Origin of the sequence: Acinetobacter schindleri (assembly GCF_010918895.1) — a bacterium.
Lineage (GTDB): Bacteria > Pseudomonadota > Gammaproteobacteria > Pseudomonadales > Moraxellaceae > Acinetobacter > Acinetobacter schindleri.
In genome coordinates, this window is the sequence record NZ_CP044483.1 from 250,050 (window position 1) to 276,432 (window position 26,383).

Annotated in this window: 25 protein-coding genes and 5 tRNA genes; 17 read left to right on the top strand and 13 right to left on the bottom strand. The window is 43.8% G+C overall.

Features of this window, described 5'->3' with window-relative positions:
- Positions 1 to 369 precede the first annotated feature (369 nt).
- Together FSC11_RS01155 and FSC11_RS01160 are read left to right on the top strand one after the other, a co-directional pair.
- Positions 370 to 1,707, top strand: a complete 1,338-nt coding sequence (locus FSC11_RS01155; protein ID WP_071319773.1) for a glycosyltransferase family 2 protein — start codon at positions 370 to 372, stop codon at positions 1,705 to 1,707.
- Between the two features lies 1 nt (position 1,708).
- Positions 1,709 to 2,665, top strand: a complete 957-nt coding sequence (locus FSC11_RS01160; protein ID WP_227590995.1) for a hypothetical protein — start codon at positions 1,709 to 1,711, stop codon at positions 2,663 to 2,665.
- Between the two features lie 88 nt (positions 2,666 to 2,753).
- On the opposite strand, the gene FSC11_RS01165 is transcribed toward FSC11_RS01160, so the two are convergent.
- On the bottom strand, positions 2,754 to 4,556 hold the full coding sequence (locus FSC11_RS01165; protein WP_163164680.1) for an ABC transporter ATP-binding protein: 1,803 nt from the start codon (positions 4,554 to 4,556) through the stop codon (positions 2,754 to 2,756).
- A gap of 150 nt (positions 4,557 to 4,706) precedes the next feature.
- Here FSC11_RS01165 and FSC11_RS01170 point away from each other — a divergent pair, with 150 nt between their 5' ends.
- Positions 4,707 to 5,330 (top strand): alpha-ketoglutarate-dependent dioxygenase AlkB family protein, encoded by a 624-nt coding sequence (locus tag FSC11_RS01170; protein ID WP_163164682.1) that lies wholly within the window; start codon positions 4,707 to 4,709, stop codon positions 5,328 to 5,330.
- Positions 5,331 to 5,424: 94 nt separating this feature from the next.
- Here FSC11_RS01170 and ruvX read toward each other — a convergent pair whose 3' ends face one another.
- The 3 genes from ruvX to recN all read right to left on the bottom strand — a co-directional run bounded on the left by ruvX (position 5,425) and on the right by recN (position 8,192).
- Positions 5,425 to 5,868 carry a Holliday junction resolvase RuvX gene (gene ruvX / locus FSC11_RS01175; RefSeq protein WP_004810094.1) on the bottom strand — a complete coding sequence of 148 codons (444 nt, stop codon included), beginning with the start codon at positions 5,866 to 5,868 and terminating at the stop codon, positions 5,425 to 5,427.
- Positions 5,861 to 6,415 carry a YqgE/AlgH family protein gene (locus tag FSC11_RS01180; protein WP_004810091.1) on the bottom strand — a complete coding sequence of 185 codons (555 nt, stop codon included), beginning with the start codon at positions 6,413 to 6,415 and terminating at the stop codon, positions 5,861 to 5,863. The genes ruvX and FSC11_RS01180 overlap by 8 nt, the downstream gene beginning before the upstream one ends.
- A gap of 115 nt (positions 6,416 to 6,530) precedes the next feature.
- A complete protein-coding gene (recN, locus tag FSC11_RS01185) occupies positions 6,531 to 8,192 on the bottom strand; it encodes a DNA repair protein RecN (protein WP_163164684.1) in 1,662 nt (553 codons plus the stop codon).
- Positions 8,193 to 8,610: 418 nt separating this feature from the next.
- Here recN and ppnP point away from each other — a divergent pair, with 418 nt between their 5' ends.
- From ppnP to FSC11_RS01200, 3 genes are all read left to right on the top strand, one after another.
- On the top strand, positions 8,611 to 8,934 hold the full coding sequence (gene ppnP, locus FSC11_RS01190) for a pyrimidine/purine nucleoside phosphorylase (RefSeq protein ID WP_004810087.1): 324 nt from the start codon (positions 8,611 to 8,613) through the stop codon (positions 8,932 to 8,934).
- A gap of 152 nt (positions 8,935 to 9,086) precedes the next feature.
- Positions 9,087 to 9,836, top strand: a complete 750-nt coding sequence (gene rlmB, locus FSC11_RS01195) for a 23S rRNA (guanosine(2251)-2'-O)-methyltransferase RlmB (protein ID WP_004810085.1) — start codon at positions 9,087 to 9,089, stop codon at positions 9,834 to 9,836.
- A gap of 6 nt (positions 9,837 to 9,842) precedes the next feature.
- A complete protein-coding gene (locus tag FSC11_RS01200) occupies positions 9,843 to 10,766 on the top strand; it encodes a DMT family transporter (RefSeq protein WP_034424053.1) in 924 nt (307 codons plus the stop codon).
- A gap of 16 nt (positions 10,767 to 10,782) precedes the next feature.
- Here the strand turns inward: FSC11_RS01200 and coaE are convergent, their stop codons facing one another.
- The 4 genes from coaE to pilB are packed head-to-tail and all read right to left on the bottom strand — an operon-like array spanning position 10,783 to position 15,214.
- Positions 10,783 to 11,382 carry a dephospho-CoA kinase gene (coaE, locus tag FSC11_RS01205; RefSeq protein ID WP_163164686.1) on the bottom strand — a complete coding sequence of 200 codons (600 nt, stop codon included), beginning with the start codon at positions 11,380 to 11,382 and terminating at the stop codon, positions 10,783 to 10,785.
- 1 nt (position 11,383) lies between these two features.
- Positions 11,384 to 12,244: a prepilin peptidase gene (locus FSC11_RS16375; protein WP_108619239.1), complete on the bottom strand. Its 861-nt coding sequence runs from the start codon at positions 12,242 to 12,244 to the stop codon at positions 11,384 to 11,386.
- Positions 12,244 to 13,473 (bottom strand): type II secretion system F family protein, encoded by a 1,230-nt coding sequence (locus FSC11_RS01215; RefSeq protein WP_163164688.1) that lies wholly within the window; start codon positions 13,471 to 13,473, stop codon positions 12,244 to 12,246. The genes FSC11_RS16375 and FSC11_RS01215 overlap by 1 nt, the downstream gene beginning before the upstream one ends.
- Before the next feature lie 31 nt (positions 13,474 to 13,504).
- Positions 13,505 to 15,214 (bottom strand): type IV-A pilus assembly ATPase PilB, encoded by a 1,710-nt coding sequence (pilB, locus tag FSC11_RS01220; RefSeq protein WP_163164690.1) that lies wholly within the window; start codon positions 15,212 to 15,214, stop codon positions 13,505 to 13,507.
- A 282-nt stretch (positions 15,215 to 15,496) separates the two neighbouring features.
- On the opposite strand from pilB, the gene tpiA reads away from it, so the two are divergent.
- From tpiA to FSC11_RS01275, 11 genes are all read left to right on the top strand, one after another.
- Positions 15,497 to 16,288, top strand: coding sequence for a triose-phosphate isomerase (gene tpiA, locus FSC11_RS01225; protein ID WP_163164692.1), 792 nt, complete (start codon positions 15,497 to 15,499; stop codon positions 16,286 to 16,288).
- 13 nt (positions 16,289 to 16,301) lie between these two features.
- Positions 16,302 to 16,631 carry a preprotein translocase subunit SecG gene (gene secG, locus FSC11_RS01230; RefSeq protein WP_004810073.1) on the top strand — a complete coding sequence of 110 codons (330 nt, stop codon included), beginning with the start codon at positions 16,302 to 16,304 and terminating at the stop codon, positions 16,629 to 16,631.
- A gap of 52 nt (positions 16,632 to 16,683) precedes the next feature.
- Positions 16,684 to 16,768: transfer RNA gene (locus FSC11_RS01235), tRNA-Leu, on the top strand.
- A gap of 54 nt (positions 16,769 to 16,822) precedes the next feature.
- Positions 16,823 to 16,899, top strand: a tRNA-Met gene (locus FSC11_RS01240).
- An 82-nt stretch (positions 16,900 to 16,981) separates the two neighbouring features.
- Positions 16,982 to 17,058, top strand: a tRNA-Met gene (locus FSC11_RS01245).
- A gap of 62 nt (positions 17,059 to 17,120) precedes the next feature.
- A tRNA-Met gene (locus FSC11_RS01250) sits at positions 17,121 to 17,197 on the top strand.
- A 196-nt stretch (positions 17,198 to 17,393) separates the two neighbouring features.
- Positions 17,394 to 17,470, top strand: a tRNA-Met gene (locus FSC11_RS01255).
- A 224-nt stretch (positions 17,471 to 17,694) separates the two neighbouring features.
- Positions 17,695 to 18,219 (top strand): ribosome maturation factor RimP, encoded by a 525-nt coding sequence (rimP, locus tag FSC11_RS01260; RefSeq protein ID WP_163164694.1) that lies wholly within the window; start codon positions 17,695 to 17,697, stop codon positions 18,217 to 18,219.
- A gap of 35 nt (positions 18,220 to 18,254) precedes the next feature.
- Positions 18,255 to 19,739, top strand: coding sequence for a transcription termination factor NusA (nusA, locus tag FSC11_RS01265; RefSeq protein ID WP_004810069.1), 1,485 nt, complete (start codon positions 18,255 to 18,257; stop codon positions 19,737 to 19,739).
- Positions 19,740 to 19,749: 10 nt separating this feature from the next.
- On the top strand, positions 19,750 to 22,458 hold the full coding sequence (gene infB / locus FSC11_RS01270) for a translation initiation factor IF-2 (protein ID WP_163164696.1): 2,709 nt from the start codon (positions 19,750 to 19,752) through the stop codon (positions 22,456 to 22,458).
- The gene (locus tag FSC11_RS01275; RefSeq protein WP_004810065.1) at positions 22,458 to 22,862 is read left to right on the top strand and encodes a ribosome-binding factor A; all 405 of its coding nucleotides are present in this window, start codon (positions 22,458 to 22,460) and stop codon (positions 22,860 to 22,862) included. The genes infB and FSC11_RS01275 overlap by 1 nt, the downstream gene beginning before the upstream one ends.
- A gap of 141 nt (positions 22,863 to 23,003) precedes the next feature.
- Here FSC11_RS01275 and FSC11_RS01280 read toward each other — a convergent pair whose 3' ends face one another.
- The 5 genes from FSC11_RS01280 to FSC11_RS01300 are packed head-to-tail and all read right to left on the bottom strand — an operon-like array spanning position 23,004 to position 26,379.
- Complete coding sequence (locus FSC11_RS01280) at positions 23,004 to 23,402, bottom strand: Na+/H+ antiporter subunit G (protein WP_163164698.1); 399 nt, start codon at positions 23,400 to 23,402, stop codon at positions 23,004 to 23,006.
- Positions 23,403 to 23,412: 10 nt separating this feature from the next.
- Complete coding sequence (locus FSC11_RS01285; RefSeq protein ID WP_004810060.1) at positions 23,413 to 23,688, bottom strand: monovalent cation/H+ antiporter subunit F; 276 nt, start codon at positions 23,686 to 23,688, stop codon at positions 23,413 to 23,415.
- Positions 23,685 to 24,203, bottom strand: coding sequence for a Na+/H+ antiporter subunit E (locus FSC11_RS01290; RefSeq protein WP_004896311.1), 519 nt, complete (start codon positions 24,201 to 24,203; stop codon positions 23,685 to 23,687). The genes FSC11_RS01285 and FSC11_RS01290 overlap by 4 nt, the downstream gene beginning before the upstream one ends.
- Positions 24,203 to 26,014: a monovalent cation/H+ antiporter subunit D gene (locus tag FSC11_RS01295; RefSeq protein WP_163164699.1), complete on the bottom strand. Its 1,812-nt coding sequence runs from the start codon at positions 26,012 to 26,014 to the stop codon at positions 24,203 to 24,205. The genes FSC11_RS01290 and FSC11_RS01295 overlap by 1 nt, the downstream gene beginning before the upstream one ends.
- Complete coding sequence (locus FSC11_RS01300; RefSeq protein ID WP_076754526.1) at positions 26,014 to 26,379, bottom strand: Na+/H+ antiporter subunit C; 366 nt, start codon at positions 26,377 to 26,379, stop codon at positions 26,014 to 26,016. Before FSC11_RS01300 ends, FSC11_RS01295 begins: the two co-directional genes overlap by 1 nt.
- Positions 26,380 to 26,383 lie beyond the last annotated feature (4 nt).

Below are 26,383 nucleotides of genomic sequence, written 5' to 3' on the forward strand. Positions count from 1 at the left end.
ATAAAGCTATAAAGAGAAGTCAATTTATAGTAAATTTTTATTATAAATTAATAAAAATGAAATCCTAATTATTTGTTTAAGATAGTGAATCATTTAAATGTTAATAATTTTTTAAGAATAAACTAATGTAAAAGTTACAAAAAATATATTTTTTAATAAAAAAATAATACAAAAAAGCGTACAATTGTGCGAAATGTGATCCAATCTCCCTTGAAAGTGTGAAGTAGTTCTTGAATTCACGCAGGCATATTTAATGCAACAGATATTTATATAAGAAAATATCCGCATTTCTTCTGATCACATAATTAATTCTATTTAGGATGGTTTAGGCATCCTATTAAGCAAATTCACGCATTGAAGAAAAAATCTATGATCATAGATGAAAATAAAAAAGCAGGGTCTGGGCTTTACTTTACTGTACAGCTTAAGTTCGTTGTAGCATTTATTGGTGCCTGCTTCTGGGCAGGATTTTCAATATGGATCGCTCAAGATTGGATAGATGATCTGAGTAACTACATTGGTCAATTTGCGGCTATTTTTTTCGTATATGGTATAGCTATTATTCCTGGTTTTATGAATTCATTTGCAGCTTTTAGTCTGCTGATGGATCGAAGACCGAAGCGAGAACCTTTACCCGTTTATCCTGGGATTACAATGCTGGTTGCTGCCTATAATGAAGCTGCCTCAATTAAAGATACACTGGTCAGTATTGCTCTGCAAAAATATCCAGGACCATTACAAGTAATTGTTATCAATGATGGCTCCCAAGATAATACAGCAGATATTGTTCGACAGGCTGAAGCCAAATATCCTTGGCTAGCCTTGCTGGATTTAAAGAAAAATGCAGGTAAAGCAAATGCATTAAATCAAGGTTTAAAAATTGCCGAACATGATCTTATCATTACTGTTGATGCTGACTCTTACTTACATAAAGTGGCATTAATTAATATTGTTGAGCGCTACAAGTTAGATCCCCCTAATACACGTGCTGTGGCCGGCAAGATTCTGGTGCGTAATTCTCGTGAGAATATGCTTACCAAGGTACAGGAATGGGATTATTTTCTGGGCATCGCTGCTACTAAACGTTTGCAATCTTTATATCAAGGAACTTTGGTTGCTCAAGGTGCTTTTTCTATTTATGACCGTGATGCATTAATTGAGGTGGGAGGATGGCCTGAATGTGTAGGTGAGGATATTGTGCTGACCTGGGCTTTATTGAAAGCAGGCTATCGTGTTGGGCATTGTGAGGACGCCTGTTTATTTACCAATGCACCCATGACTCTTAAAGTCTTTGTCAAACAACGTCAGCGTTGGGCACGTGGTATGATCGAAGCCTTTATCAAACATCCCGCTATTTTAATTAAACCAAGATTGTCTACATTTTTTATTCATTGGAATTTATTTTTTCCCTGGTTAGATATTGCTTTTACTTTTGGCTTTATCCCGGGGCTCATCTTGGCATGCTTTGGACACTATTGGATCGTTGGGATTATGACTCTTGCACTATTGCCACTGGCATTCCTACTTGGTCTACTTAATTACAAGATTGAGCGGAGCATGTTCAAAGATTTAGATCTCAAAGTAAGAAAAAATTTTGTTGGTTTCTTACTGTATGTGCTGACCTATAGTTTTCTGCTACAACCCGCCAGTATTTTAGGATATCTGGATGAAGTTTTCAGAACAAGAAAAACCTGGGGGACAAAATAAAATGAGAAGTTATAAAATCTGTCTGTATGGTGTTGCTTTAATCATTAGTATGACGAGTACCAGTAATTATGCAGATGTATTACAAGAAGATAAAATTGGAAAAGAGCATGCGGCTGGAACTGAATTCTTTTTCAGTGACGATAGCGAAGGTTTCCAGACTCGTAAATTATCAGCAGAATTTTTGCCTCAATATGAAGATGCTGATCATTATTTAGGGGTACGTGGCAGTGCTTATCAATATAGAGCTGATGACTGGAAACAAGATGGTCAGAAGATCTCATTTATTGGACGTGATATTGAATCTGCTACCGCTAATGGCTGGGTCTTAGAAGCGGGGCTATTCGAGCAAGGTGATCATACTTTATTAACTTTCGATGGTAGTTATCGTACGCTTCTTGCAGAAAAGACAGCTATTGAAGTTTTTGCTAACCGAGATTGGGTTGAAACCCAAGCTGCTTTAGAACATGGAACACATTTTACTTTTGTGGGTGCTGCACTGGATCAAGGTCTGGGAGATCATGTTACCGTAGTAGGAGTAGCGGGTTCACAGCTCTTTTCAGATGATAACCGCCGTGATCATGGACGAGTTAGGCTTATCTATCAGCCTTCACTTGACCTAGGCCTGACATTGCAAGCCCGATATCGCACTTATCGCAGTAGTGAGACGGATGTAGGGGGCGAGTACTTCAATCCGAAAGATTATCAAGAAAGCATGTTTGCTATTGGCTGGCGTAAACGTATTTCCGGATGGACCACCGGTATTACTGCCGGGCTAGGCCGTGAAAAAATTAATGATGATGCTAGTCAGAACACACGATTATTTGAATTGAACTTACAAAGTCCTGTACGTAGTGAGCAGTTTTTACGCCTGAATGCCGGATATAACCGCAGTGCTTCTTTCTATGGGCCAGATTATAACTATCGTTATGTTCGAGGTGAGTGGATTTTACGCTTTTAGGCAAAGTGAACTGGTTTGCTGAATAGCGGTCTATTAGGCCGCTTTTTCTTTAGATCTATGTTTGAGGGAATAGAACTTTTTCAGCTTTTTAACTATGTGTTTCCTCTTCTGAATCCTCCTCAAAGGTCTTGGCAATCTTTTCAATATTGAGGCTCTTTGCCATCGCGTCAAAGATTTGCTTATACACGCCGTCCTGATGATAAAGCTGATCATGCTCGCCATGTTCAGCAATCGCGCCTTCTTTCATCACGTAGGTATAATCCGCATCAATAATCTGTGACAGGCTATGCGAGATAATAATCACGGTACGACCTTGCTTGATCTGATCCAGACTCTGCTTGATCTGTTCAGCAGCAATGGCATCCAGGCTGGCAGTCGGTTCATCCAGAAAAATAATTGGCGGATTTTTCAGGAACATGCGTGCCAAGGCAATGCGCTGCTGCTGTCCACCAGAAAGCTGCAAGGCATCGGAATCATAACCATTGGGCAACTGTAAGATCTGTTCATGAATCGAAGCTTTCTGCGCAGCTTCAATGACATCTTGCATACTGGCACTGGTCTTGCCATAACGGATATTGTCAAAAATCGTGCCCTGGAAAATATGATTTTTCTGTAGAACCAAGCCAATATGATCACGTAAATATTGGGTGTCATAATCCTGAAGATCAATACCATCCAAGGTGATCTTGCCTTGCTGTGGTTCATAAAATTTATCCAGTAAACTAATCAAAGTGGATTTACCCGCACCCGATAAACCGACCAGTGCAGTGATCTTGTTAGGGCGGATTTCCATATTGATATCTTTCAGTGCATGGTGTCCATTCGGATAATAGAATTCGACATGGCTCAGCTGAAATTTGCCCTGAACAGGTGGTTTCTGCTGTCCACTGGATTCAATTTCATGATCTGCTTCCAGAATATTAAAGAAGCTCTCGGAATAGATCATGGCATCATTGACTTCATCATAAATCCGGTGCAACGAACGGATTGGCGCCGAGACATTATTAAACAACAACACGTGGTACATGATCATGCCAATACTCATCTGACCAGCAAGCACAAAATAAGCGGTCAGAATAATGATAAGGACGATGCCAATCTGCTCAATAAAGGTTTTCAGACCATCAAACAGAAAACTGGTTTGACGGGTTTTCATCTGATTATCGGTCAATTCACGCTGTAGGCCGAGCTGCTTTTCGGACTCAATCGACTCACGGTTAAAGGATTTAATTACGGTTATCGAGTTAATAATACTGAGAATGCCCTGACTCTTTTTCTCGCGACCATCTCTTAAACTACGGCGCCAGCCGCCCAGTTTTTGTGCCTGTTTGTAGGTCAGCCAGAAGTAAATTGGTACAATCGCCGTGGCTACCATCCCCACATAAATATTGGCATAGTACATCAGGCCTAAAGCTACAATCGCGCTGGTAAATAGCGGCAGAATATCAATGAAGAAGATCTGCACCAGACGCGTCAGTGAGCCAATGCCACGGTCAATACGGGTTTGCAATTTACCGGCCTGGTTATTGTCCTGATTAAAAAAAGCCAATCGATAGGTCAGAAACTTTTCAATAATGCCTTGTGCCAGATCCTGAGATACAAAAATTCGCAACTTTTCCCCATAGAATTTTTGTCCAAACTGCACAAAAGCATTAATCACTTCTTTCACCAGCAAGATCGCTGAAATGGTAATCAGGATATGCCAGCCCTCATTCAGTCCTTCACCTGCTTCAAGCAGCTTATTGATACTGTCGACTGCATATTGCAAAGTGATCGCGTTGACCTGAGCGGTAAATGAACCGATCAGGGTCAATATCAGGGTCGCAATCACCAGCAGCCGGTAAGGACGGACAAAGGGACGCAGCTTGTGAAAGAGTTGCCAAAGATCCATGCAGTATTATTTTTATTGTGAAAGTTAAAACAAGTTTATGCCCCTGAATGATCATTCACAAGAAGCTGATTTGTATTGATTTGTGCAATTTTAGTTGTGTGCAGAAAGCGAAAATGACAGGATAAAAGCTCTAAAGAGAATGAAACTGACATGACACTGGATTTGTTTTCACCCCAGCCTCAAACCAATCTTTTGCCCTGTGACGGGGTAGTAGAAGACCATGGTCTGATTTTGAATGGAGGGCAAAGTCAGAAATATCTCGACTATTTTTTGCAGCATCTGGCTTGGGAGCAGGATGAGGTTTTCCTTTTTGGCAAGCACCATGTCACTGCCCGTAAAATTGCCTGGTATGGTGATGCAAATTACCAATACCATTATTCGGGCAGCTTGAAGAAAGCCCATATCTGGCAGCCAGCACTATTGAGATTGAAACAGCATATTGAACAGCAGGTAGGTCATCCCTTTAATTCCTGTCTGGCCAACCTGTATGAACATGGTCAGCAAGGCATGGGCTGGCATAATGATAATGAAGCCAGCTTGATGTCAAAACGGCATGAAACTGTCATTGCTTCTTTAAGTTTTGGTACTACCCGCAAAATGCGTTTTAAACATAACTATACTGGGGATCTGGTAGAGTTGCTGCTTCAAAGTGGGCAGCTGATTGTGATGCGTGGGCAAACCCAGCAGTTCTGGAAACATCAAATTACCAAGACCACGAAAGTCATTACACCAAGGATCAATCTGACCTTTCGCTATTTTTATCCCGAAAATTAGAAATATATAAGGAGCAAGATTACATGCGTATTTATTTAAGATTTATTGTTTCACCTATCCATTTAAAAAAGCATCCATCTGGATGCTTTTTATTTTAAGGATTCACTCCGACCGGATGTCGATACCAGCTTTCAATAAATAGCGCTGCTGCAATACTGTCAGCCGCTAACTTTTTAGCTCGGCCTTGAGTCTGATAACTCTCTAATTCATCCCGCGCTTCACGTGTAGTGAGACGTTCATCGACCATCAAGGTTTCAATATTGGTTTGATGACGTAAACGGCGGGCAAATTTACGTGCACGCGCAGAAAGTTCAGATTCTGTATCATCCATATTCAGCGGTAGACCGACTAAAAATAAAGTCGGTTGATATTGCTTGACGATTTTCAGTAATGTATCCCAATTGGGAATTCCATCTTTCATGGGAAATAAAGCAAGAGGGTTGGCACTTTCAATCAGGGATTGTCCAACCGCCATGCCCATTTTTTGTGTACCAAAGTCAAACGCCATAATCATCTGTGGCGCGTTTACATCAGGCATGTCCAATCTCAGAAGACAACCAGTTTCGATCTACGCCCATCTTTTTATAGGCAGCATCCCAACGGTCGTCATAAGGTAAATTAAAAATTAAATCCATATCCGATTCACAGATCAGCCACTCACCTTTAGCAATTTCTTTTTCCAACTGGCCTTTACCCCAGCTGGCATAGCCAAGTGCAATCTGGTAACGTCCGACACCTTGGTTGTGGGCGATGGCATCTAGAATGTCCTTGGATGTGGTGATACAGACATTTTCGCCAACGGCAATTGAAGAATGCCAGGTAGGCTGACCAGTGTGCAACACAAAACCAGCTTCAGGTCGCAATGGGCCACCTTGCAACACTTCATGAGGATTGACATTATCTGCTTCGATTTCAAGATCATTCAATAATTCTTTGATCTGAATGCCTGCAGGTCGATTGATAATGATGCCTTGCGCTCCATCTTCGTCATGTCGTGCGAGATAAATGACCGTGTTGGCAAAAAAATCGTCACGCATTTCTGGTGGAGCAATCAGACAACGGTGTGTCAAATATTGTTTGTTCACCGAAAAGCTTCTCCTTAAAATCAATTTCTTGGCAAAGAAATCGTGTGATCTTCACCTTTAACTTACTAGAGCTTTGTTAATTCACCAACAGTTTTTTGTGAGCATTGTAATATTTTTAAACATGCTGAAACTTTAACTGACGTAATTGACGCGCGTGTTGCAGTGTTGTTTCATTAATTTCCACGCCGCCTGTCATTCGTGCAAGCTCTTGAATACGTTCATCTTCTTCTAGATCAAGAATTGTGCTGCTAGCCGGATCGGTTTGCTGCTTTTTCACCAGCAGATGTTGATCAGACTGTGCTGCAACCTGTGCCTGATGGGTGATACACAGAATTTGTACATGCTGCGCCAGATCGGCCAACAGACGTCCCACAATTTCCGCCGTACCCCCACTAATGCCAACATCAATCTCATCAAAGACCAGAACTTCAGCTTCAGTTTTTTCAGCATTCATCACTTGCATTACCAGTGCAATACGGGACAGTTCACCACCGGATGCCACACGTGCCAACGGCTGTGCCGGAATACCTTTATTGGCAGTAAATAACAGCTGAATAAAGCTCAAGCCTTCACTACTCGGTTCATCAAGTGGTTCAAATTTAAATTCAAAATAAGCTTCTGGCAGGGCAAGCTGTTTGACCTGTTCTGTCAGTTGTTTCGCCAATGGGCCAGCTGCTTCACGACGAATCTCATCCAGATGCTGTGCTTTGGCCAGAAACTCCTGATAAGACAATTCGACTTGTTCTGCCAATGTTTCTGGATCTTCGAGTTGATGCAATTGCGCTAGTTCAGCCTGCCAGGTTTCATACTCTTCCTTTAATAATTCGGGTTGGGTACGGTATTTACGTGCCAGACGGTGAAACACTTCAAGTTGTGAATTCAGCTCTTCCATACGTTCAGGATCAAAACTTTGACGATCCATAAAATGACGCAGGTTGGCTGTAGCATCTTCAATTTCACTCTGCGCATTGAGCAAAGAGGTGTAGATTTCAGAAAGCTGCTCACTGCGACCAGCATGGGACTCTACACGACGCAGGATAGAAGAAAGCTCCTGATTAATATTCTGTTCCGCTTCATCTAAGCCATTCAGACTATAGACACAGTCCTGCATGATCGCTTCATGATGAGAGAGACGATCAAATTCCTGTTCAATTTCCTGATAATCAATCTGTACTACATCTTCAAGTTCTTCGAGCTGCAGTTCCAGTGTTTCCATGCGCTGTTTGCGGGTGGCTTGAGCATCAAGCGCTGCCTGATGCTGGCGGATATTTTTATGCCAGGTACTGTATGCATCACGAACTGCCTGGGCGGGCTCATAAAAATTATAATAACGGTCTAACCAGTGTTTCGGGTAAGGTGGCTCCAATAGCTGTTGCTGGCTGTGCTGGCTATACAGTTGTACCAGCAAACGGCCAATTTCTTTCAGTTCAGACAGACTGCTAGGACGGCCATTAATCCACGCCTTGCTACGACCTGTAGCAAAAATCACCCGACGTAGATGGATTTCACCCGACTCATCATCCAGTTCATGTTCTTTTAGCCAAAGCGCTTCGGGACTATTATCCTGATAACTGAAGGTTGCTGTCACATCGGCTTTTTCTGAACCATAGCGCACATAGTTGGTGTCGGTGCGTTCACCCAGACAGGCCGAGAGGGCATCCAGCAACAAAGACTTACCAGCGCCGGTCTCGCCGGTGAGCACGTTAAAACCTTGATGAATATCAAGGGCCAGGTGGTCAGCTAAGGCAAAGTTGATCAGAGTTAAATGTGTCAGCATACACGCATCCAAGCTGCGAAAAGTTTGATTGAAATCAAGTAGGATCTGATATGCATCAGATCATGTATGTCATTATAAATCAGGATGAAACCCTTTGATTCTATCTTATATTATGGTCAATGATACAAGCAGATTTTGTAGTATTGTCAGTATGCACGACTAAAGCAGGTCAATCTTCCCACAAAATTGATTACTCCCTATAGTTCAGCGAATCCTACTAAATTTGATTTTGCATTGCAGAATTGTTCATCCTCCTTTAAATCACTTTATTTTATATATTTGCTTATTGAGTATATGTACAAAATATATACAGAAAATTTTAAGCTGAGCCAGGCAAACTTCGATTGATTAGTTAGGAGTGCGCATTTAAACTACAGCCATTCCAATATTATAAAACCCGTGCTCTGGAGATAAACGGATGTCAGCTCAGTTTGACCATGTTTCAGTACTTAAGAAATCAAATGTATATTTTGGCGGTCTGTGCATCAGCCATGTGGTTCAGTTTGAAGATGGTACGAAAAAAACCCTGGGAGTCATTCTACCGACTGAAACCCCACTTACATTTGAAACACATGTGCCTGAGCGTATGGAAATCATTTCCGGTGAGTGCCGTGTGCAGATTGCAGATAGCGAAGAAAGCGAACTGTTCCGTGCTGGCCAGTCTTTCTACGTGCCAGGCAATAGCCGTTTTAAAATCGAAACTGATGATGTATTAGATTACGTTTGTCATTTTGAAGGCTGATTTTATTATTTCATCTCCCTAACCGGACTGAAGCTGATCAGGAAATTTTCTGCCGAATCGGTTAAACTTAATTTATACAGAAATCCTGTGAAGCTGGCTTTGCAGGATTTTTCTTTTGCAGCATATTTCCCAAATTAATTTAGAGGTCGTTCATGGCTAAACCTGAGTATTTTTATGGCGTACATTCAGTTGAGTCATTACTGGAGCTTGAGCCTGAACGCGTCCTGACGCTGTTTACTCTGAAAGGTCGTGATGATCAACGCTTAAAGCGTGTATTAGAGCTTGCTGAGCCATTTGGGATTAGTGTGCAACAGGCTAGTCGCGACAAACTGGAAAAACTGGCAGGTTTGCCGTTCCATCAGGGGGTGGTAGCAGCAGTGCGTCCGCATCCAACTTTAAATGAAAAAGATTTAGAAGAGCTTTTAAAACAAGATTCGCAAGCACTTTTATTAGCGCTTGACCAAGTCACCGATCCGCATAATCTCGGTGCCTGTATCCGTACGGCAGCAGCCATGGGTGTTGTGGCTGTAATCGTGCCACGTGACCGTTCTGCAAGTTTGACACCGACAGCGCGTAAAGTCGCAGCCGGTGGTGCCGAGAAAGTTAAATTTATTCAGGTGACCAATCTGGCACGTACTTTGGGTCAGATCAAAGACGACTTTAATGTCCGCGTTGTGGGGACTATGCTGGATGAGAAAGCATTACCGATTCAGCAATTTGATTTTACTGGTACTGGTGTCTGTGTGGTAATGGGGGCGGAAGATACTGGTCTGCGTCCAATTACGCAAAGTCAATGTGATCAAACGGTCTATATTCCGATGGCGGGCAACTTGCAAAGTTTAAATGTCAGTGTGGCAACAGGTATGGCTTTATATGAAGCTTGCCGTCAGCGTAATGCTTAATCCCTGATGAGATTATCCACACGTGCACAAGGTTATTTTTTCCTCTTAACGACCATGTGTATCTGGGGCGGTTTTACTTTAACCGCTCGCCTGAATGCAATCTGGCAGATCAGTGCCTGGGATATTGTCGCACTACGCTTCTCTCTGGCTTTTCTGATTCTCATGCCGATTTTAATCTATCGTAAAGAGGCTTCTTTTTTACTGAAAAAAGAATCTTTTATCCTGGCTATGATCGGTGGAGTGGTGTATTGCCTGTTTGCTTATAGCGCATTCCATTACGCGCCGACTGCCCATGCCGCCATTTTCTTGAATGGCTGCATACCGTTGTGTACCGCAGTGATGGCTTATTTTCTGATGAATCAGGCTTTTGATAAACATACCTGGATCAGTCTGAGCATTATGATCGCGGTGCTGTGTCTGATGAGCGTACTGATGTATCAGGAAACAGGTGTGGCCTTTGGGGCAGGGGATGTCCTGTTTTTCATCAGTGCGATTTTATGGGGGATATTTACGGTCTTGTTACGTAAATATCAACTGTCTGCCTGGCAAGCCATGTGTGGCGTGGCAATTTGGTCGGCTGTGGTGTATGTGCCGATTTATTTACTGTTCTTACCTAAAAATTTAACTGTACCTGAGCCACAACATTTATTGTTTCAAACACTTTTCCACGGGGTGTTTGTAGTCATCATTGCAACCCTAACCTATGTGGAAGCGATTAAGCGGCTTGGCGCATTTAAAGCAGGCAGTATTACCAATCTGGCACCTTTTATTGCGGCTATTCTGGCAGTGCCCTTGTTGAATGAAACGCTGAGTCTGGCGATGGTCTGTGGTCTGATCGGGATGGCAATCGGTGCCTTGCAGCCATGGCGCTGGCTGCAACATCAGGATAGTTTGGCCATCAAACTTGAAGAACAAAAAAAGCAGTCTTGATGACTGCTTTTTTTTATTAATTCAGAGCTCTTTGTAAATATTGTTCATGGAGAGGCTGTAGATGCGCATATAAGTGCTCCAGATGGCCATCATTTAATACGATATCATCCGCCAGTTGCTGTTTTTGTTCACGAGGCATCTGAGCAGCAATAATACGGTGAATCTGTTCAATATTTTGACCATCACGCTGTGCAGCACGCTGGATCTGCAACTCAATCGAAGCATCAATCAATAAGGTATGGTCGGTAAGTTCATGCTGATTGGTTTCAAACAGCAGGGGAGACACCAGAATCACATAAGGACTTTGTGCATCCTGTAATTGCTGAATAATTGATTGGCGAATTGCGGGATGAGTAATGCTTTCTAAGATTCTACGGGCATCATTGGATTGGAAAATATGTTCGCGTAAAGCACGACGGTTTAAGGTTCCATCTTTCTGTAATACCCAGTCACCAAAAGCTTGCTGAATTTGTAGCAGTGCTGGCTGACCGACTTCGACAATCTCGCGTGCCACAACATCAGCATCCACGACCACAATACCATGTTGTTCAAACCATTGACTGGCAGCAGATTTGCCGCTGCCAATACCACCTGTCAGACCTAGTATAAATTTCAAATTATTGACCTAAATAGACTTTCATAATCTGCTCGCCCCACAGGAAAGCGATCCAGCCGGCAATGGCAATATAGGGACCAAAAGCAAAAGGCTGATTTTCCTTACGCACTTTTAGCAGGATAATGCCAATGATTGCACCGACGAGTGATGACAATAATACAACTAGTGGCAACATTAACGGTCCCATCCAGGCACCTAGTGCAGCCAGCAATTTAAAATCACCATAGCCCATGCCTTCTTTACCAGTTACTATTTTGAACAGGTAGTACACGACCCATAAACACAGAAAGCCAATGATATAACCCCAGATGGCTGAAGTTGGTGAGGTGTAAATTGCATAGCTATTCACCCCTAAGCCTAAAGCTGCAAGTGGAAGGGTATAGCGATCTGGAAGCAGCTGGGTATCAAAGTCAATAAAGGTTAGTGCAATGAGAATATAAGTCAGCACCAGACCGAACAACATTTGTACTGTAGGACCAAATACAGCCAAAACGGTCAATGCACAAACTGCTGTTAGAATTTCAATGAATGGATAACGGGCACTAATTGGATTTTGACAATTCGCACATTTGCCGCGAAGAGCCAGCCAGCTGATCACGGGGATATTTTGATACCAGCGAATTGGTGTATGACATTTTGGACAGGTCGACGCAGGTTTGCTTAATGTGAGCTTGCTTTCATCAATGATCGGTTGATCAGGGTGTAAAAACAGCTGGCAGTCGTTACGCCATTCCTGTTCCATCATTTTAGGGGTGCGGTAAATTACGACATTCAGGAAACTACCGATACAGAGACTAAAAAGCCCGACTGCAATATAGAGCGCAGTCGGGTTTTGAGTGAAATATAAAATAAGATCTTGCATTAAACCACTGAACCCATCTGGAAAATTGGCAGGTACATTGCAATAACAAGACCACCTACAAGCACACCAAGAACGGCCATAATCAATGGCTCCATCATGGAGGTCAAACCATCAACGGCATTGTCGACTTCATTTTCATAATGGGTCGCAACTTTATCCAGCATGGCATCTAGTGCACCAGATTCTTCACCAATCGAGACCATTTGCACGGCCATAGAAGGAAACTTATTGGTAACACGCATGGCGAATTGCAGTTGTTGGCCAGTAGCAACATCCTCACGAATTTTCATTACCGCATCTTCATAAACTACATTATTTGTAGCGCCTGCAGTTGATTCCAGTGCATCAATTAATGGAACACCAGCAGCAAAAGTCGTTGCCAGAGTACGACTATAACGAGCAATAATCGCTTTATAAACCAGATCACCGAAGATAGGTGCTTTTAGTGCAGCCTTATCCAAGAAATCACGGAATTTTTTACTGCGTTTTTTTGCTTCCAGGAAAGCAGTAATGACTACACCAATCCCAATGATCAGCAGGAACCAGTATTTCTGCATCCATTCAGACATATTGACTACCATTTTTGTAAATGCTGGCAAGTCTGCACCAAATGACGAGAAGAGATCCTGGAAAACTGGAACGACTTTAACCATCAAAATAATCGTAACAATAATTGCAACAACAACCACTGTTGCTGGGTATTTCATGGCTTTTTTAATTTTCTGCTTTAACAGTTCACTTTTTTCTTTATAAATCGCAACACGATCCAGCATGGTCTCTAAAGCACCGGATTGTTCACCGGATTCAACCAGCGAACAGAATAGCTTATCAAAGTATTGAGGATACTTGCGCAGTGCACCTGCAAAGGTATTTCCGCCTTCAACCTCACCTTTAATCCCGAGTACAACCACGCGCATTGAAGGATTTTCAAGGCCTTCCGCCACAATTTCAAAGCCTTGTACGAGTGGTACACCGGCTTTCATCATGGTAGCAAGCTGACGGGTAAAAATGGTGATATCCAGTGTGGTCACTTTTTTCTTCATCAGGCCTTCAAGAATATTCTTCTTTTTTTCTCGAATACTCTTGATACTGATACCCTGCTTACGCAACGTGACCTTGGCCAAGGCGAGGTTACGTGCAGGTATTTCCCCTTTAATCTTTATACCTTTACGGTCTACCCCTTCATAGGTGAAGGTCGGCATCATTTGACCTTTTTTCACTGAAGCCATGAGTTTATCCTTATTTTATAGCAGCACCTGATCATTCGCTGGTAACACGATTGACTTCCTGAAGAGAAGTCACCCCCTGCATTACCTTTAATAACCCTGATCGGCGTAAATTGTTAAAACCTGCGCGTGCGGAAGCTTCGGCAATCTCAATTGCATTGCCATCTTCCATAATAATACGTGAAATCTCTGGTGTCACTTTCATGACTTCATAAATACCGACTCGACCTTTATATCCTTCACGACATTCATTACATCCGACAGGTTCAAAAATATTAAATTCCGGATTCTGTAAATCATTATCGCTAAAGCCCATTTCAAGCAGGCTCTGACGTGGAATATCTGCCGGTTTTTTGCAATGTGGACAAAGGCGACGCGCCAAACGCTGAGCAATCACCAAATTCACCGAGGTGGCAATGTTAAATGATGGCACGCCCATATTACGTAAACGGGTCAAGGTTTCTGGTGCACTGTTGGTATGTAGTGTTGACATCACCATATGACCTGTTTGTGCTGCCTTGATTGCAATCTCTGCAGTTTCCAGGTCACGGATCTCACCGACCATGACAATATCAGGATCCTGGCGCAGGAATGATTTCAATGCAGCAGAGAAGGTTAGGCCGACTTTATTATTGACGTTAACCTGGTTGATCCCTTGCAGGTTAATTTCGACTGGATCTTCAGCAGTTGAAATATTCGTGTCTTCACGATTTAGGATATTTAAACCGGTATAGAGAGATACAGTTTTACCAGAGCCTGTCGGACCGGTGATCAAGAGCATACCTTGAGGCTTATCTAGTGCCTCCATAAATAAGGCTTTTTGATCAGGCTCATACCCCAAAGCATCAATTCCCAGCATGGCACTCGATGGATCCAGAATACGCAGTACCAGTTTTTCCCCAAACAGGGTTGGGAGTGAGTTGACACGGAAATCGATAGCCTTATTTTTAGAGAGTTTTAACTTGATCCGGCCATCTTGAGGCACACGCTTCTCGGAAATATCCATTTGTGACATAACTTTAAGACGTGAAGCCAGACGTGTTGCAAGCTGTAAAGGTGGCGTGGCGATTTGACGCAAGACCCCGTCGACACGGTAACGCACACGGTACATTTTTTCATAAGGTTCAAAGTGTAAATCAGATGCACCCATACGGATTGCATCAATCAGTAACTTATTAATATATTTAACAATTGGTGCTTCATCACCTTTATTGTCATTCTCATCATCTTTATTCGGGTCAGAGCTATCGATATCAACATCTAGATCAAAATCATCATCAAAGTCAAAGGTGCTTTCTTCAGTAAAATTCTGCTCGATCAGTTTTTCGAGTTTATTATGTTCAACAATGATGGTTTCAATGTTGAGTTTGGTCGCAAAACGAACGGCATCAATTGCCTCTATATTGGTCGGGTTACTGGTCGCGATAAACAGAATATTGCTATTTTTAAAGATCGGCAGTACGCGGTGTTTGGTAATAATCTTTTCATCAAAATCTTCGCGTACGATCAGGGCAGGATCATAAGCACTGATGTCAAATAGCGGTTCACCGAATTCAAGAGAAATCGTTTCTGCGATTTTGGTTGGCGAGAGGCGGTGATGTTCAATCAGATAGGGAACAATATCAATTTTATCTTTTTTGGCACTGCTCAAAGCACCCTGCATATCTTCTGCAGATATAACCCCTTCATCGACAAGTCGACGAATAAACCCCGTAAATCTTGGAGATCCCTGAATTGCTGTCATGCTCTAATATGCCCGTGAATCAAAATTGTTTTAATTGCTTTATCAAAATTATACGTTGCTTGCGTAAAATTACCATAGCGTAAAATGCTGCCTTCTTCGCATTAATATTCAAAATACTGAATGAATCCTAAGAAGTGATCCCCATAATCTTAAGTGATAACAAAAAATGAGCAGTTTGAACAGACCTGGCACTGAAAATGCCGCAAGAAAACTCTTCTTCAAATTTTCTAATTCCGTGTAGAATGTGCCCAATTAAAGATAGGTATTCAGAATAGGTTGTTTATGTCGTTGTCGACGATTACCCCATGGGTAGTGGGTAACTGGAAAATGAACCCGCTGCAGACAGATGCGCAGACATTGCTTCGTGGGGTGAAAGATTTACTTGAATCTACACCGATTTCAGCAGAAAAGTGTCATTTAGGCGTAGCACCTGTAGCAATTGCACTGACTCAGGTTCAGGCTGAATTGGATTCTGCCGTTCGTCCGGTTTATACCGTTGCTCAGGATGTATCTCGTATTGCAGGCATGGGCGCCTATACGGGTGAAGTGAGTGCAGAATTGCTGGCAGACAGGGGTATTGGTTATGTTCTGGTAGGACATTCTGAACGTCGTGAAATCTTTAGTGAGTCACGAGAGATTCTCAATACCAAAATCAAAAATGCTTTAAATGCAGGTTTGACTGTGATTTATTGTGTAGGTGAAAGTCTGGAACAGCGTGAAGCCGGTCAGGCGGAAGCTGTGGTATTGCAGCAAATCTGTGATATCGCGGCTGTAGTTGAAGCAGAGCAATGGAAAAATATTGTAATTGCCTATGAACCGATCTGGGCGATTGGTACTGGTAAAACTGCTTCTCCGGAAGATGCACAAGCGATGCATGCTCAGATCCGTCAAGGTCTAAAACAGATTACTGGTTATGGTGAAACCACTGCAATTCTGTATGGTGGTAGTGTTAAACCTGAAAATGCAGTAGAGTTGGCAGCCTGTCCTGATATCAATGGGGCACTGGTGGGTGGTGCATCACTTAATGCCGAGTCATTTCATAAAATTGCCCAGGCATTTGCAAATACACAATAATTAGGAGTTCAGCATGCAAACTTTTGTGCTGGTAGTACATATTATCTTAGCGATTTTGATGATTGTCTTGATTTTAGTTCAGCATGGTAAAGGTGCAGATGCTGGTGCATCTTTCGGTGGTGGCGGTGCTGCGACTGTTTTTGGTGCTTCAGGTTCAGGTAATTTCCTGACCCGTTTGACTGCAGTATTTACGGCATTGTTCTTTATTACCAGCTTGACTTTAGCGGTATTTGCTAAAAAGCAGACCACAGATGCTTATACTCTGAATAGCGTTCCAACGACTCAGACTGCACCTGCTCAATCGACTGAAACTTCACCAACTGCACCAAAAACTGGTGAATAATTTCGCCAAAGGCTTTCTTTTTGTGCATGATGCGAATAGAATGCCTGCAGCTGCGGTGGTGGTGGAATTGGTAGACACGCTACCTTGAGGTGGTAGTGCTTTCGGGCGTGGGGGTTCAAGTCCCCCCTTCCGCACCAACTTATAATCCAGAACATAAGTTGGTGTATGCAGCTAAAAAAAACTTCTGTTGTTGCGGGATGGAGCAGTCTGGTAGCTCGTCGGGCTCATAACCCGAAGGTCGTTGGTTCAAATCCAGCTCCCGCTACCAATCAATCCTTTTATAAAGACGCAAACTTTAAAGAGGCAACTTGAAACCAGTTTTAAGTTGAGAAGAGTTATTTGCATGTTGTTGCGGGATGGAGCAGTCTGGTAGCTCGTCGGGCTCATAACCCGAAGGTCGTTGGTTCAAATCCAGCTCCCGCTACCAATCCTTTAAAGATGCAAACTTTAAAGGCAGTTCTATGAACTGAAAAGTTTTTTGTATGCTGATGCGGGATGGAGCAGTCTGGTAGCTCGTCGGGCTCATAACCCGAAGGTCGTTGGTTCAAATCCAGCTCCCGCTACCACTTTTTGGAAAGTGTGATTTCGTTATTTTAATCAGTTGCAAGCTCGTCGGGCTCAACTCTTTATAAAATCTCGAAGATCGTTGGATTAAAGTCCAGTGAGCGCTACCAATTTTTCAGCGACAAAAGACCAACATATCGATAGAGATAGTTTTGATTGAAAACTTATCGTCTTTTGTATATAATTTTTGCACGTTGATGCGGGATGGAGCAGTCTGGTAGCTCGTCGGGCTCATAACCCGAAGGTCGTTGGTTCAAATCCAGCTCCCGCTACCAAGTTTCTTAAAAGAGGCTCACAACTATGGTGGGCCTTTTTGCACAGTGGGATTTGAAAAAATCCGAAATTGTGCATTAATTGGGGCGATTTACGCCCTTTTTTATTGGCTATCGTGTAGTGTCGACAAAATTTGGTCATATCTCCATGTTTCACTACTACTATAGTTTGTATTGGTTTGTAGTGGTCAAATAGATCATAAAATCGCACCAGATGACGAGAGTAAATGAAGCTATCAAATAAAACTCAAGCACTTCAGGACTTGATTGCACCTGCAGTTGAAGCCTGTAATGTAGATCTTTGGGGAATCGAATTTGTTCCTCAGGGTAAACGTTCTCTATTACGTATTTATATCGACAAGCCAGTCGATCCAACTGCTGAACCGGTCATCAATGAAGACGGTGAAGTGGAGCAGGGCCGCGGAATTGGTGTGCAGGACTGCGTACGCGTTACCCAACAGGTGGGCGCGATGCTAGACGTACATGATCCGATTTCAGGTGAATATGCACTTGAAGTGTCGTCTCCAGGCTGGGACCGTCCATTCTTCCAGCTTCAGCAAATGGCAGATTATATCGGTCAGACCGTTGCCTTACGTCTGATCAGTGCGGTGGACAACCGTCGTAAATTCCAGGCAAAACTGGTTGCAGTCGACCTTGAAAATGAAATGATTCAGGTAGAAGTAGAAAAGCAGCAGGTTCTGGACATCGACAGTCACAATATCGATAAAGCAAATTTGGTCTATCAAGATTAACTAAATCAATAAGAATCTGAACGAATAGGTGACATATGGCACGTGAAATTCTTACCGTCGTTGAAACGGTTAGTAACGAAAAAGGTGTACCTCGTGAAGCAATTTTTGAAGCACTAGAACAAGCTTTAGTTGCAGCGACCAAGAAAAAGTTCTACGAAGGAACCAACTCGGAAGAAGCACGTTTACGTGTAGAAATCGATCGTAAGACTGGTGACTACCGTACTTTCCGTCAGTGGGAAGTGGTTGCAGACGAAGATCATGAAATGCCAGCTTGTCAGGATGCCATCTCTGATGTTGATCCGGCAAAATGGTCAATCGGTGACATTCGTGAGCTGGAAGTTGAGTCAATCGATTTCGGTCGTATTGCTGCACAGATTGCTAAACAGGTGATTGTACAAAAGATTCGTGAAGCAGAACGTGCACTGGTTGCTGATGCTTATGAATCTAAAGTCGGTGAGCTGATCTACGGTGAAGTGAAAAAACAAACCAAAGACGGTTTCATTATTGACTTAGGGGACAATGCTGAAGCATATCTTGCACGTGAAGAAATGATTCCGAAGGAAATCCTTCGCCCGAAACAACGCGTAAATGCGATTCTTTTCAATGTCAACCGTGAAGGTCGTGGTGCTCAGCTACAGCTTTCTCGTGCTAAACCTGAAATGCTGATCGCATTGATGAAAAAAGAGATTCCAGAAATCTCGGAAGAAATCATTGAAATCAAGGCAGCCGCACGCCAGCCAGGTGTACGTGCCAAAATTGCAGTGAAAACAAATGACCACCGTATTGATCCGGTTGGTGCTTGTATTGGTATGCGTGGTACACGTATCCAGGCAGTACAACAGGAACTCAATGGTGAGCGTATTGATGTCGTAGTATGGTCAGATGATCCTGCTCAGTACATCGCAAGCGCACTTGAACCAGCAGATGTATCCAGTATTGTTATCGATGAAGATGCACGTACTGCAGACATCATTTTCGCAACGAGTGATCAGTTGGCTCGTGCGATTGGTTCACAGGGTCAGAACGTTCGTCTGGCATCAGAACTGACTGGCTACAAGCTGGATATGATGCTGGAAGAAGAATACTACGCACGTCAACAAAGCGAAGCGCAAAAATACCTGGACATGTTTGTAACACGTCTGGATATTGCTGAAGATTTGGCTATGGCGTTGGTAGAAATGGGCTTCACCTCGCTTGAAGAAATTGCATACGTACCTGCAGAAACGTTTGATGAAATCGAACTGGATGCGGAACTGGTTGAACTACTGCAAAGCCGTGCAAAAGAAGTTGCACTTGCTGATGCATTACAACAGCAAGAAAACGTACAAGCGCCAAGTGAAGAACTTGTTGCAATGGATGGCATGACAGCAGAGATCGCGCAAGCTCTAGCAGCTCGTGGTGTGGTAACAGTGGATGACCTTGCAGATCAGGCAACTGACGATATCGCAGATATTGAAGGTTTAGGCGCTGAAAAAGCGGGTCAGCTCATTATGAAAGCGCGCGAATCATGGTTTAACTAGGAGGTAGTATATGACGGACAAGTCGATTAAAGAGTTAGCCCTCAAATTGGGTCGCCCAGTTGAGAAGCTCCTGGAACAGGTTCGTGAGGCAGGTTTACCACAGAGCAAATCTGACGAAATTATTACCGCCGAACAACAAGATCACCTGATGAGCCATGTGAAAAAATCACAAGGTTCGGATGGTCATGCAGGACAAATCACGTTGAAACGTAAAACGACCAGTACGGCTAAAGTAGCCAGTACTTCGGGTAAGGCAAAAACCATTAATGTAGAAGTTCGCAAGAAACATACATTTACTAAGCCTGATCCAGAACAAATCAAGGCAGAAGCACTGGCAAAAGCGCAATCTGAACAGCAAGCAAAAGCTGAAGCTGAGCAAAAACCAGCAGCGCCGAAGCCAGCTGATGCACCAAAATCAGGTGCAAACAATGCCAGCAAAGCATTAGAAGCCATGCGTGCTGCTGCAAAGCAAACCAGCGACAAGCAAGAAGTTTCTAAAGCGGCTGTAGTTGTAAAACGCAAATCTACAAACAAACCAATTGTGAAGCAGGTTGTTAAACCGACTGAAACTGCTGAACAGAAAAAAGCACGTGAAGCGCAAGCAGCACAACTCAAAGCTGTTGAAGAAGCTGCACGTCGTAAGGCTGCTGAAGAAGCGCAACAACGTACGCTTGAACAAATGCGTCAAATGGCGTCTAAGTACACAGCGGAAGATACCACAGCAACGATTCGTGTTGTTGATGATTCTCCTCTTGCTGCTGGTCTGGTTGGTCAAGCATACGAAGACTCTTTCGCAAAAGAAGACCGTGAAATTAAACGTGGTACGAACACGAATAATACTCGCTCATCTAAGAAAGGCGGTCGTCGTGGTGAAGAGCAATCTTTCCGTGATAACTCACATAAACGTGGTCTGAAAACAAGTCAATCGAACAAACATGGCTTCGAAAAACCTGTTAAGAAACAAGTTTATGACGTTGAAATCGGTGAAACGATTGTCGTTGCTGACCTGGCTGCGAAAATGGCAGTTAAAGTTCGTGAAGTCATCAAATCACTGATGAAAATGGGTGAACTGGTTACTCAGAACCAGGCGATTGACCAGGAAGTTGCTGCGCTGATCGTTGAAGAAATGGGCCATCATCCGGTACTGGTTTCTGAAACTGCAGCAGAAGATACACTGATGGAGCAAGCTGAAGAGGCGCGTGGTGTGCAATCTACACGTGCACCTGTTGTTACCATCATGGGTCACGTTGACCATGGTAAAACATCGCTGCTTGACCGTATTCGTCGTGCCAAAGTGGCTGCGGGTGAAGCGGGTGGTATTACACAGCATATCGGTGCCTACCACGTAACAACTGATAAAGGCATCATCACTTTCTTGGATACTCCGGGACACGCAGCATTTACAGCAATGCGTTCACGTGGTGCGAAAGCGACTGATATTGTAGTGTTAGTTGTGGCGGCAGATGATGGTGTAATGCCACAAACTGCTGAAGCAATTGACCATGCGCGTGCTGCGGGTACGCCAATCATCGTTGCGATCAACAAAATGGATAAAGAATCTGCTGATCCAGATCGCGTGTTGAATGAATTGACGACCAAAGAAATCGTGCCTGAACAGTGGGGCGGTGATGTTCCTGTGGCCATGGTTTCTGCGCACACGGGTGCCGGTATCGACGAGCTTCTTGATCTGATTTTAATTCAGGCTGAACTTCTAGAGCTTAAAGCTTCTGAAGAAGGTGCTGCACAAGGTGTAGTTATTGAAGCACGTGTTGATAACTCTCGTGGTGCAGTAACGTCAATCCTTGTACAAAACGGTACCTTGAAAGTAGGTGATCTTGTTCTTGCAGGTTCATCATACGGCCGCGTTCGTGCCATGACAGATGAAAACGGTAAACGTATTCAATCTGCAGGTCCTTCGATTCCAGTGGAAATCTTGGGTCTTCCAGAAGCGCCAATGGCAGGTGACGAAGTTCTTGTTGTGAATGACGAGAAAAAAGCACGTGAAGTTGCTGATGCGCGTATGGATCGTGAACGTCAAAAACGTCTTGAGCGTCAATCTGCAATGCGTCTTGAGAATATCATGGCGTCAATGGGCAAGAAAGATGTGCCGATTGTGAATGTGGTTCTGAAAACTGATGTACGTGGTACATTGGAAGCATTACACGTTGCGCTTGCTGACCTGGCAACTGACGAAGTTAAAGTACGTATTATTGGTTCAGGTGTCGGTGCAATCACCGAGTCTGACGTAACACTTGCTGAATCTTCTGAAGCTGTACTTTTAGGCTTTAACGTCCGTGCCGACAACACTGCCCGTCAAAAAGCAGATGCTGACAGTATCGATATCCGTTACTACTCAGTAATCTACCAGTTGATCGACGATGTGAAAGCAGCCATGAGTGGTAAGCTTGCACCTGAACACCGTGAAACAATTCTTGGTGTTGCGCAAGTACGTGAAGTATTCCACTCTAGTAAATTTGGTGCAGCTGCGGGCTGTATGGTACTTGAGGGTACTTTACACCGTAATAAACCGATTCGCGTATTACGTGATGACGTGGTTGTGTTCCAGGGTGAACTTGAATCTCTACGTCGCTATAAAGAAGTGGTTGAAGAAGTTCGTGCCGGTATGGAATGTGGTCTTGCAGTGAAAGGCTATAAAGACATCAAACCTCTCGACAAGATCGAAGTATATGATGTTCAACTGATTAAACGGAGTCTTTAATGGCGGGTAGTCAGCGTCTTAAGCGTATGGCTGATACAGTTCAGAGAGAACTCTCTGAACTGATTCGTCAGGAGCTTAAAGATCCACGTCTGGGTGGTCTGGTGACCATCTCGGCGGTGAAAGTCAGCCCTGATTTAGGCTATGCTGAAGTTTATGTGACTGTAATGGGGCGTGAACTGGGTGATGAGCAAAGTGAAGCGGCAAATAAAGAAACGCTGGATGTGTTAAACAAAGCGTCCGGTTTCTTGCGCCACGAACTAAGCCGTCGGATCAAGACACGTATTACGCCACGTCTGCGTTTCCATTACGATAAAACCAATGCATATGGTAACTATATGTTTGGTCTGATTGCTGAAGCTGTGAAGGATTTACCTCCAGCTGAAGACAAGAAAGATGAAGAATAAGCACTGATCAAGTGCAATAAAAAAGCCACCTTCGGGTGGCTTTTTTATTGGGCAGAGGAATAAAGAAAAAGGAGTTTCGCTTATTTATACCCTCTTTTTATTTTTTTTCAGAAGGAAAATAGAGGGAAATGAAAGCGCTTACTATTTTAAATCCTCATCGCAGTTTTTCTTTTCAAAAAAAGCACGACGACGGGTTTTCTGCCAGGGTAGGGGACGTTCCAGTGCTTCCGGTACTTCACCACTCATTGAGCGCAAACGTAAGTGCAGTGCTGCCTGAGCCATCAGATTGGCCGAAACTGGTGCTGTAATAAAGGCAAACAGGGTAATCAGCACTTCAGCAAAACCAAAACGACCAAAGCTTGCAGAATAGATCATCGCAGCGATCAGAAAGCTACCGAGGCCCAGAGTGCTGGACTTGGTCGGTGCATGCAGGCGCATAAACAGGTCGGGTAATCGAACCATACCAATCCCGCCGACCAGCATAAAGAATGAACCGATCAGCAGGAAAATCGAGATCAGAATTTCTAGGTATAATTGCATCTGAGAACTCCTAATCGATCACATGGCCAGTGGTAAAGTAACGTGCCAGCGCAGCCGTAGAGACGAAACCTAACATTGCCACGAGTAAAGCACCTTCAAACATAAAGGTACTGGCCCAGTAAATACCGAGGATGACGACCAGACAGGTAGCATTCAGGAACAGGGTATCCAGAGCCAATAGTCGGTCCACAATAGAGGGTCCTATGACCAGACGTGCCAGACACAGGAACATGGAAATGGTCACAGCACCCAGACAAATCAGTAAGGCATAAGGCAAAATCGTCATGCATTTTCTCCAGTCTGAGCGCTAAAAATCTCAATCAGTGGACGTTCATAGCGCTGTTTGATAACTTCAATCTCAGCAGCTTCATCGTCGGTACTTAAGGCATGCACCAGAATGTCGCCACGATCCTGATCAATTCCCGCAGATACCGTACCTGGCGTTGTGGTAATGATCATTGCCAGTAAGGCATTTACTTCTTCATGTTCAGTATCCAAAGGAACACGGAACCATTTGGGATGCAAATTCTTGGTTGGCCCTAAGACCAGAATAGCGACTTTAATATTGGCAACAATAACGTCCCAGATCACCACAAAGAACAGACGAATGGCGGGTAGCCAGTGAATATTCGGTGTGTAGTCAATAAACCGGAATACCATTCGTGGGATTAGTACTGCAAGGACTAATGCGGTGACGAGTGTACCGGCATCTAGACTATGATTGAGTAAAGACCAGCTTACTCCGACAATGACGGAAACCAGTGGATGAGGGAACCAGCGGCGTAAGAACGATGCTTTCATTATGGTCCCTCCTGCGGTTTAAGCTGGTTATCGCTTGGCGCATTTTTCTGTTCAATATACTGTTCATTAATCTGACGCTGTTTGAATTCAGAAATATTTTCACCTTCTAAAGTTGCCGGTGAAATTACATATGGAATCAGATGTGCATTTGGATCTGGATTTTCCCCACCATATTTGGTTTCAGGCAAATATTCCGGATCAAATGGCTGCACGCTAATGACCTTGCCTTCAGCATCACGTTTTAATAATGCCGCTTCATAGACTGGATTATCTTTAATTTGTACAGCAGTGCGATACACATAATTATAGACAGGTGAAGCAAATACCACATAGGCTGTCAGTCCGGCGAGCAACAGGTAAATCACCTTATCATTACGCAAAGGTGCCCGGCTTGGCAGGGTTTCGTACTGGGTAAAGGCTTCAGAATGGACATTATCATCCGGTTTGCTGGTGCGCCAGAACAGGATAAAACCAACCCGGGTAAAGGCGAGAATACTCAGCAAGCTAACCAGTAGCACCGTAATAATGATAATCATCTGATAAGGCGAGCCTGTCGTAGCCTGCAAGATGAAGACCTTACCGAAGAAACCACTAAATGGTGGCAGACCGGCCATCATCAAGGCAATGATAAAGTAGACTATCGATACCAGGGTATTCTGTTTCATCTGTGGTGCGATTTTAAAATGATCTTTAAACTCACCACGCTGAGAGGTGATCCAGCCGCTAAGCATATAGAAAGCGGCAGCAATCACGGTACTGTGCACCATATAGTACAAACCGCCTGCCCAAGCTGCTGAATTATTCAAGGCAATCGCAATCAGAATAGTACCCACTGAAGACAGCAGCATAAAACCAATAAAGCGGCGCAAACGATCTGTGCCAATAGCTGCCACAGCACCATATAAGGAGGTGATCAGACCGATGACCATCAGACAGTTCATCAGAATCTGATGGCTGTATTCATCATCAAAGACCGTACCATTGACCCGCAGGATGGCATAAATACCCACCTTGGTCATGATGGTAAACAGGGCTGCTACCGGTGTGGTTGCCACAGCATAAGTTTTCGGAAGCCAGAAGCCGACAGGCAGCATGGCAGCCTTGATCCCAAACACCACAAATAACAGCAGCGCACCAGCAACTGCAATTTTATGCTGATCATTTTCCAGCGTTGGCATCAGTCGGGCAACGTCGGCCATATTCAGGCTGCCAACACTGCCGTAGATCATGCCTAAGCCAATCAGAAACAGGGCAGAAGCTAGCAGGTTAATTGTGACATAGTGAATACCCAGCTGGAAACGAGCCTTGCCTTGACCATGCAGAAGCAGGACATAAGATGCCATCAACAGGATTTCAAAGAATACAAACAGGTTGAACAAGTCACCTGTGAGGAAAGCTCCACTGAGTCCCATCAGCAGGAAATGCATCATGGCATGGAAATAACGCCCGCGCATGTCCCAGTCACGACTGGCATACCAGATAATCGGCACAGCCAGTGCATAGGTCAGTACCAGCATCAAGGCAGACAGCTGATCCAGAACCAGTACAATTCCGAATGGAGCAGACCATTCACTTAGGGTATAAACACTGATTTGTCCCTGACTGGTGCTTATCAAGTAACTGATTGAAACCACCAGGCCCAGCAGCGTCGAGACATGGCTGATGCCACGACGCCAAGGTTGACGCCAGTCTGTCGCCAGTGAACCTGCACCAGGATTACCTAATAACAGCAGAATGAATGCAGTGAATGCTGGCAGGAGAATACTGAAAATAGGTGTATGTTGGACCCAGAAATTATAAAGATCAGTCATTAAGGCTCATCCTCACGTGGGTCATGGTTTGATATTTCTTCTTTGGAATCAACGTGGTCTGTCCCTGATTCATAACGGCTGCGAAGTGCCAGCTGAACAATGAATGCCGTGGTGGCAAATCCGATTACAATAGCAGTCAGTACCAATGCCTGTGGCAGTGGATCCGTAGTTTTGGTGGTTTCTGTAAGGACCGCAGGTGCATTGAGCTGAATACGTCCCATGGCAAACAGAAACAGGTTGACGGCATAGCCGATCATTGCCAGACCCAATACTACAGGGAAGGTACGGGCACGCAGGATCAGGTAGATCCCGGTTGCTGTCAGGAGTCCAATTGCAGAGACCAATAAAAATTCTAGACTGATCATTGCA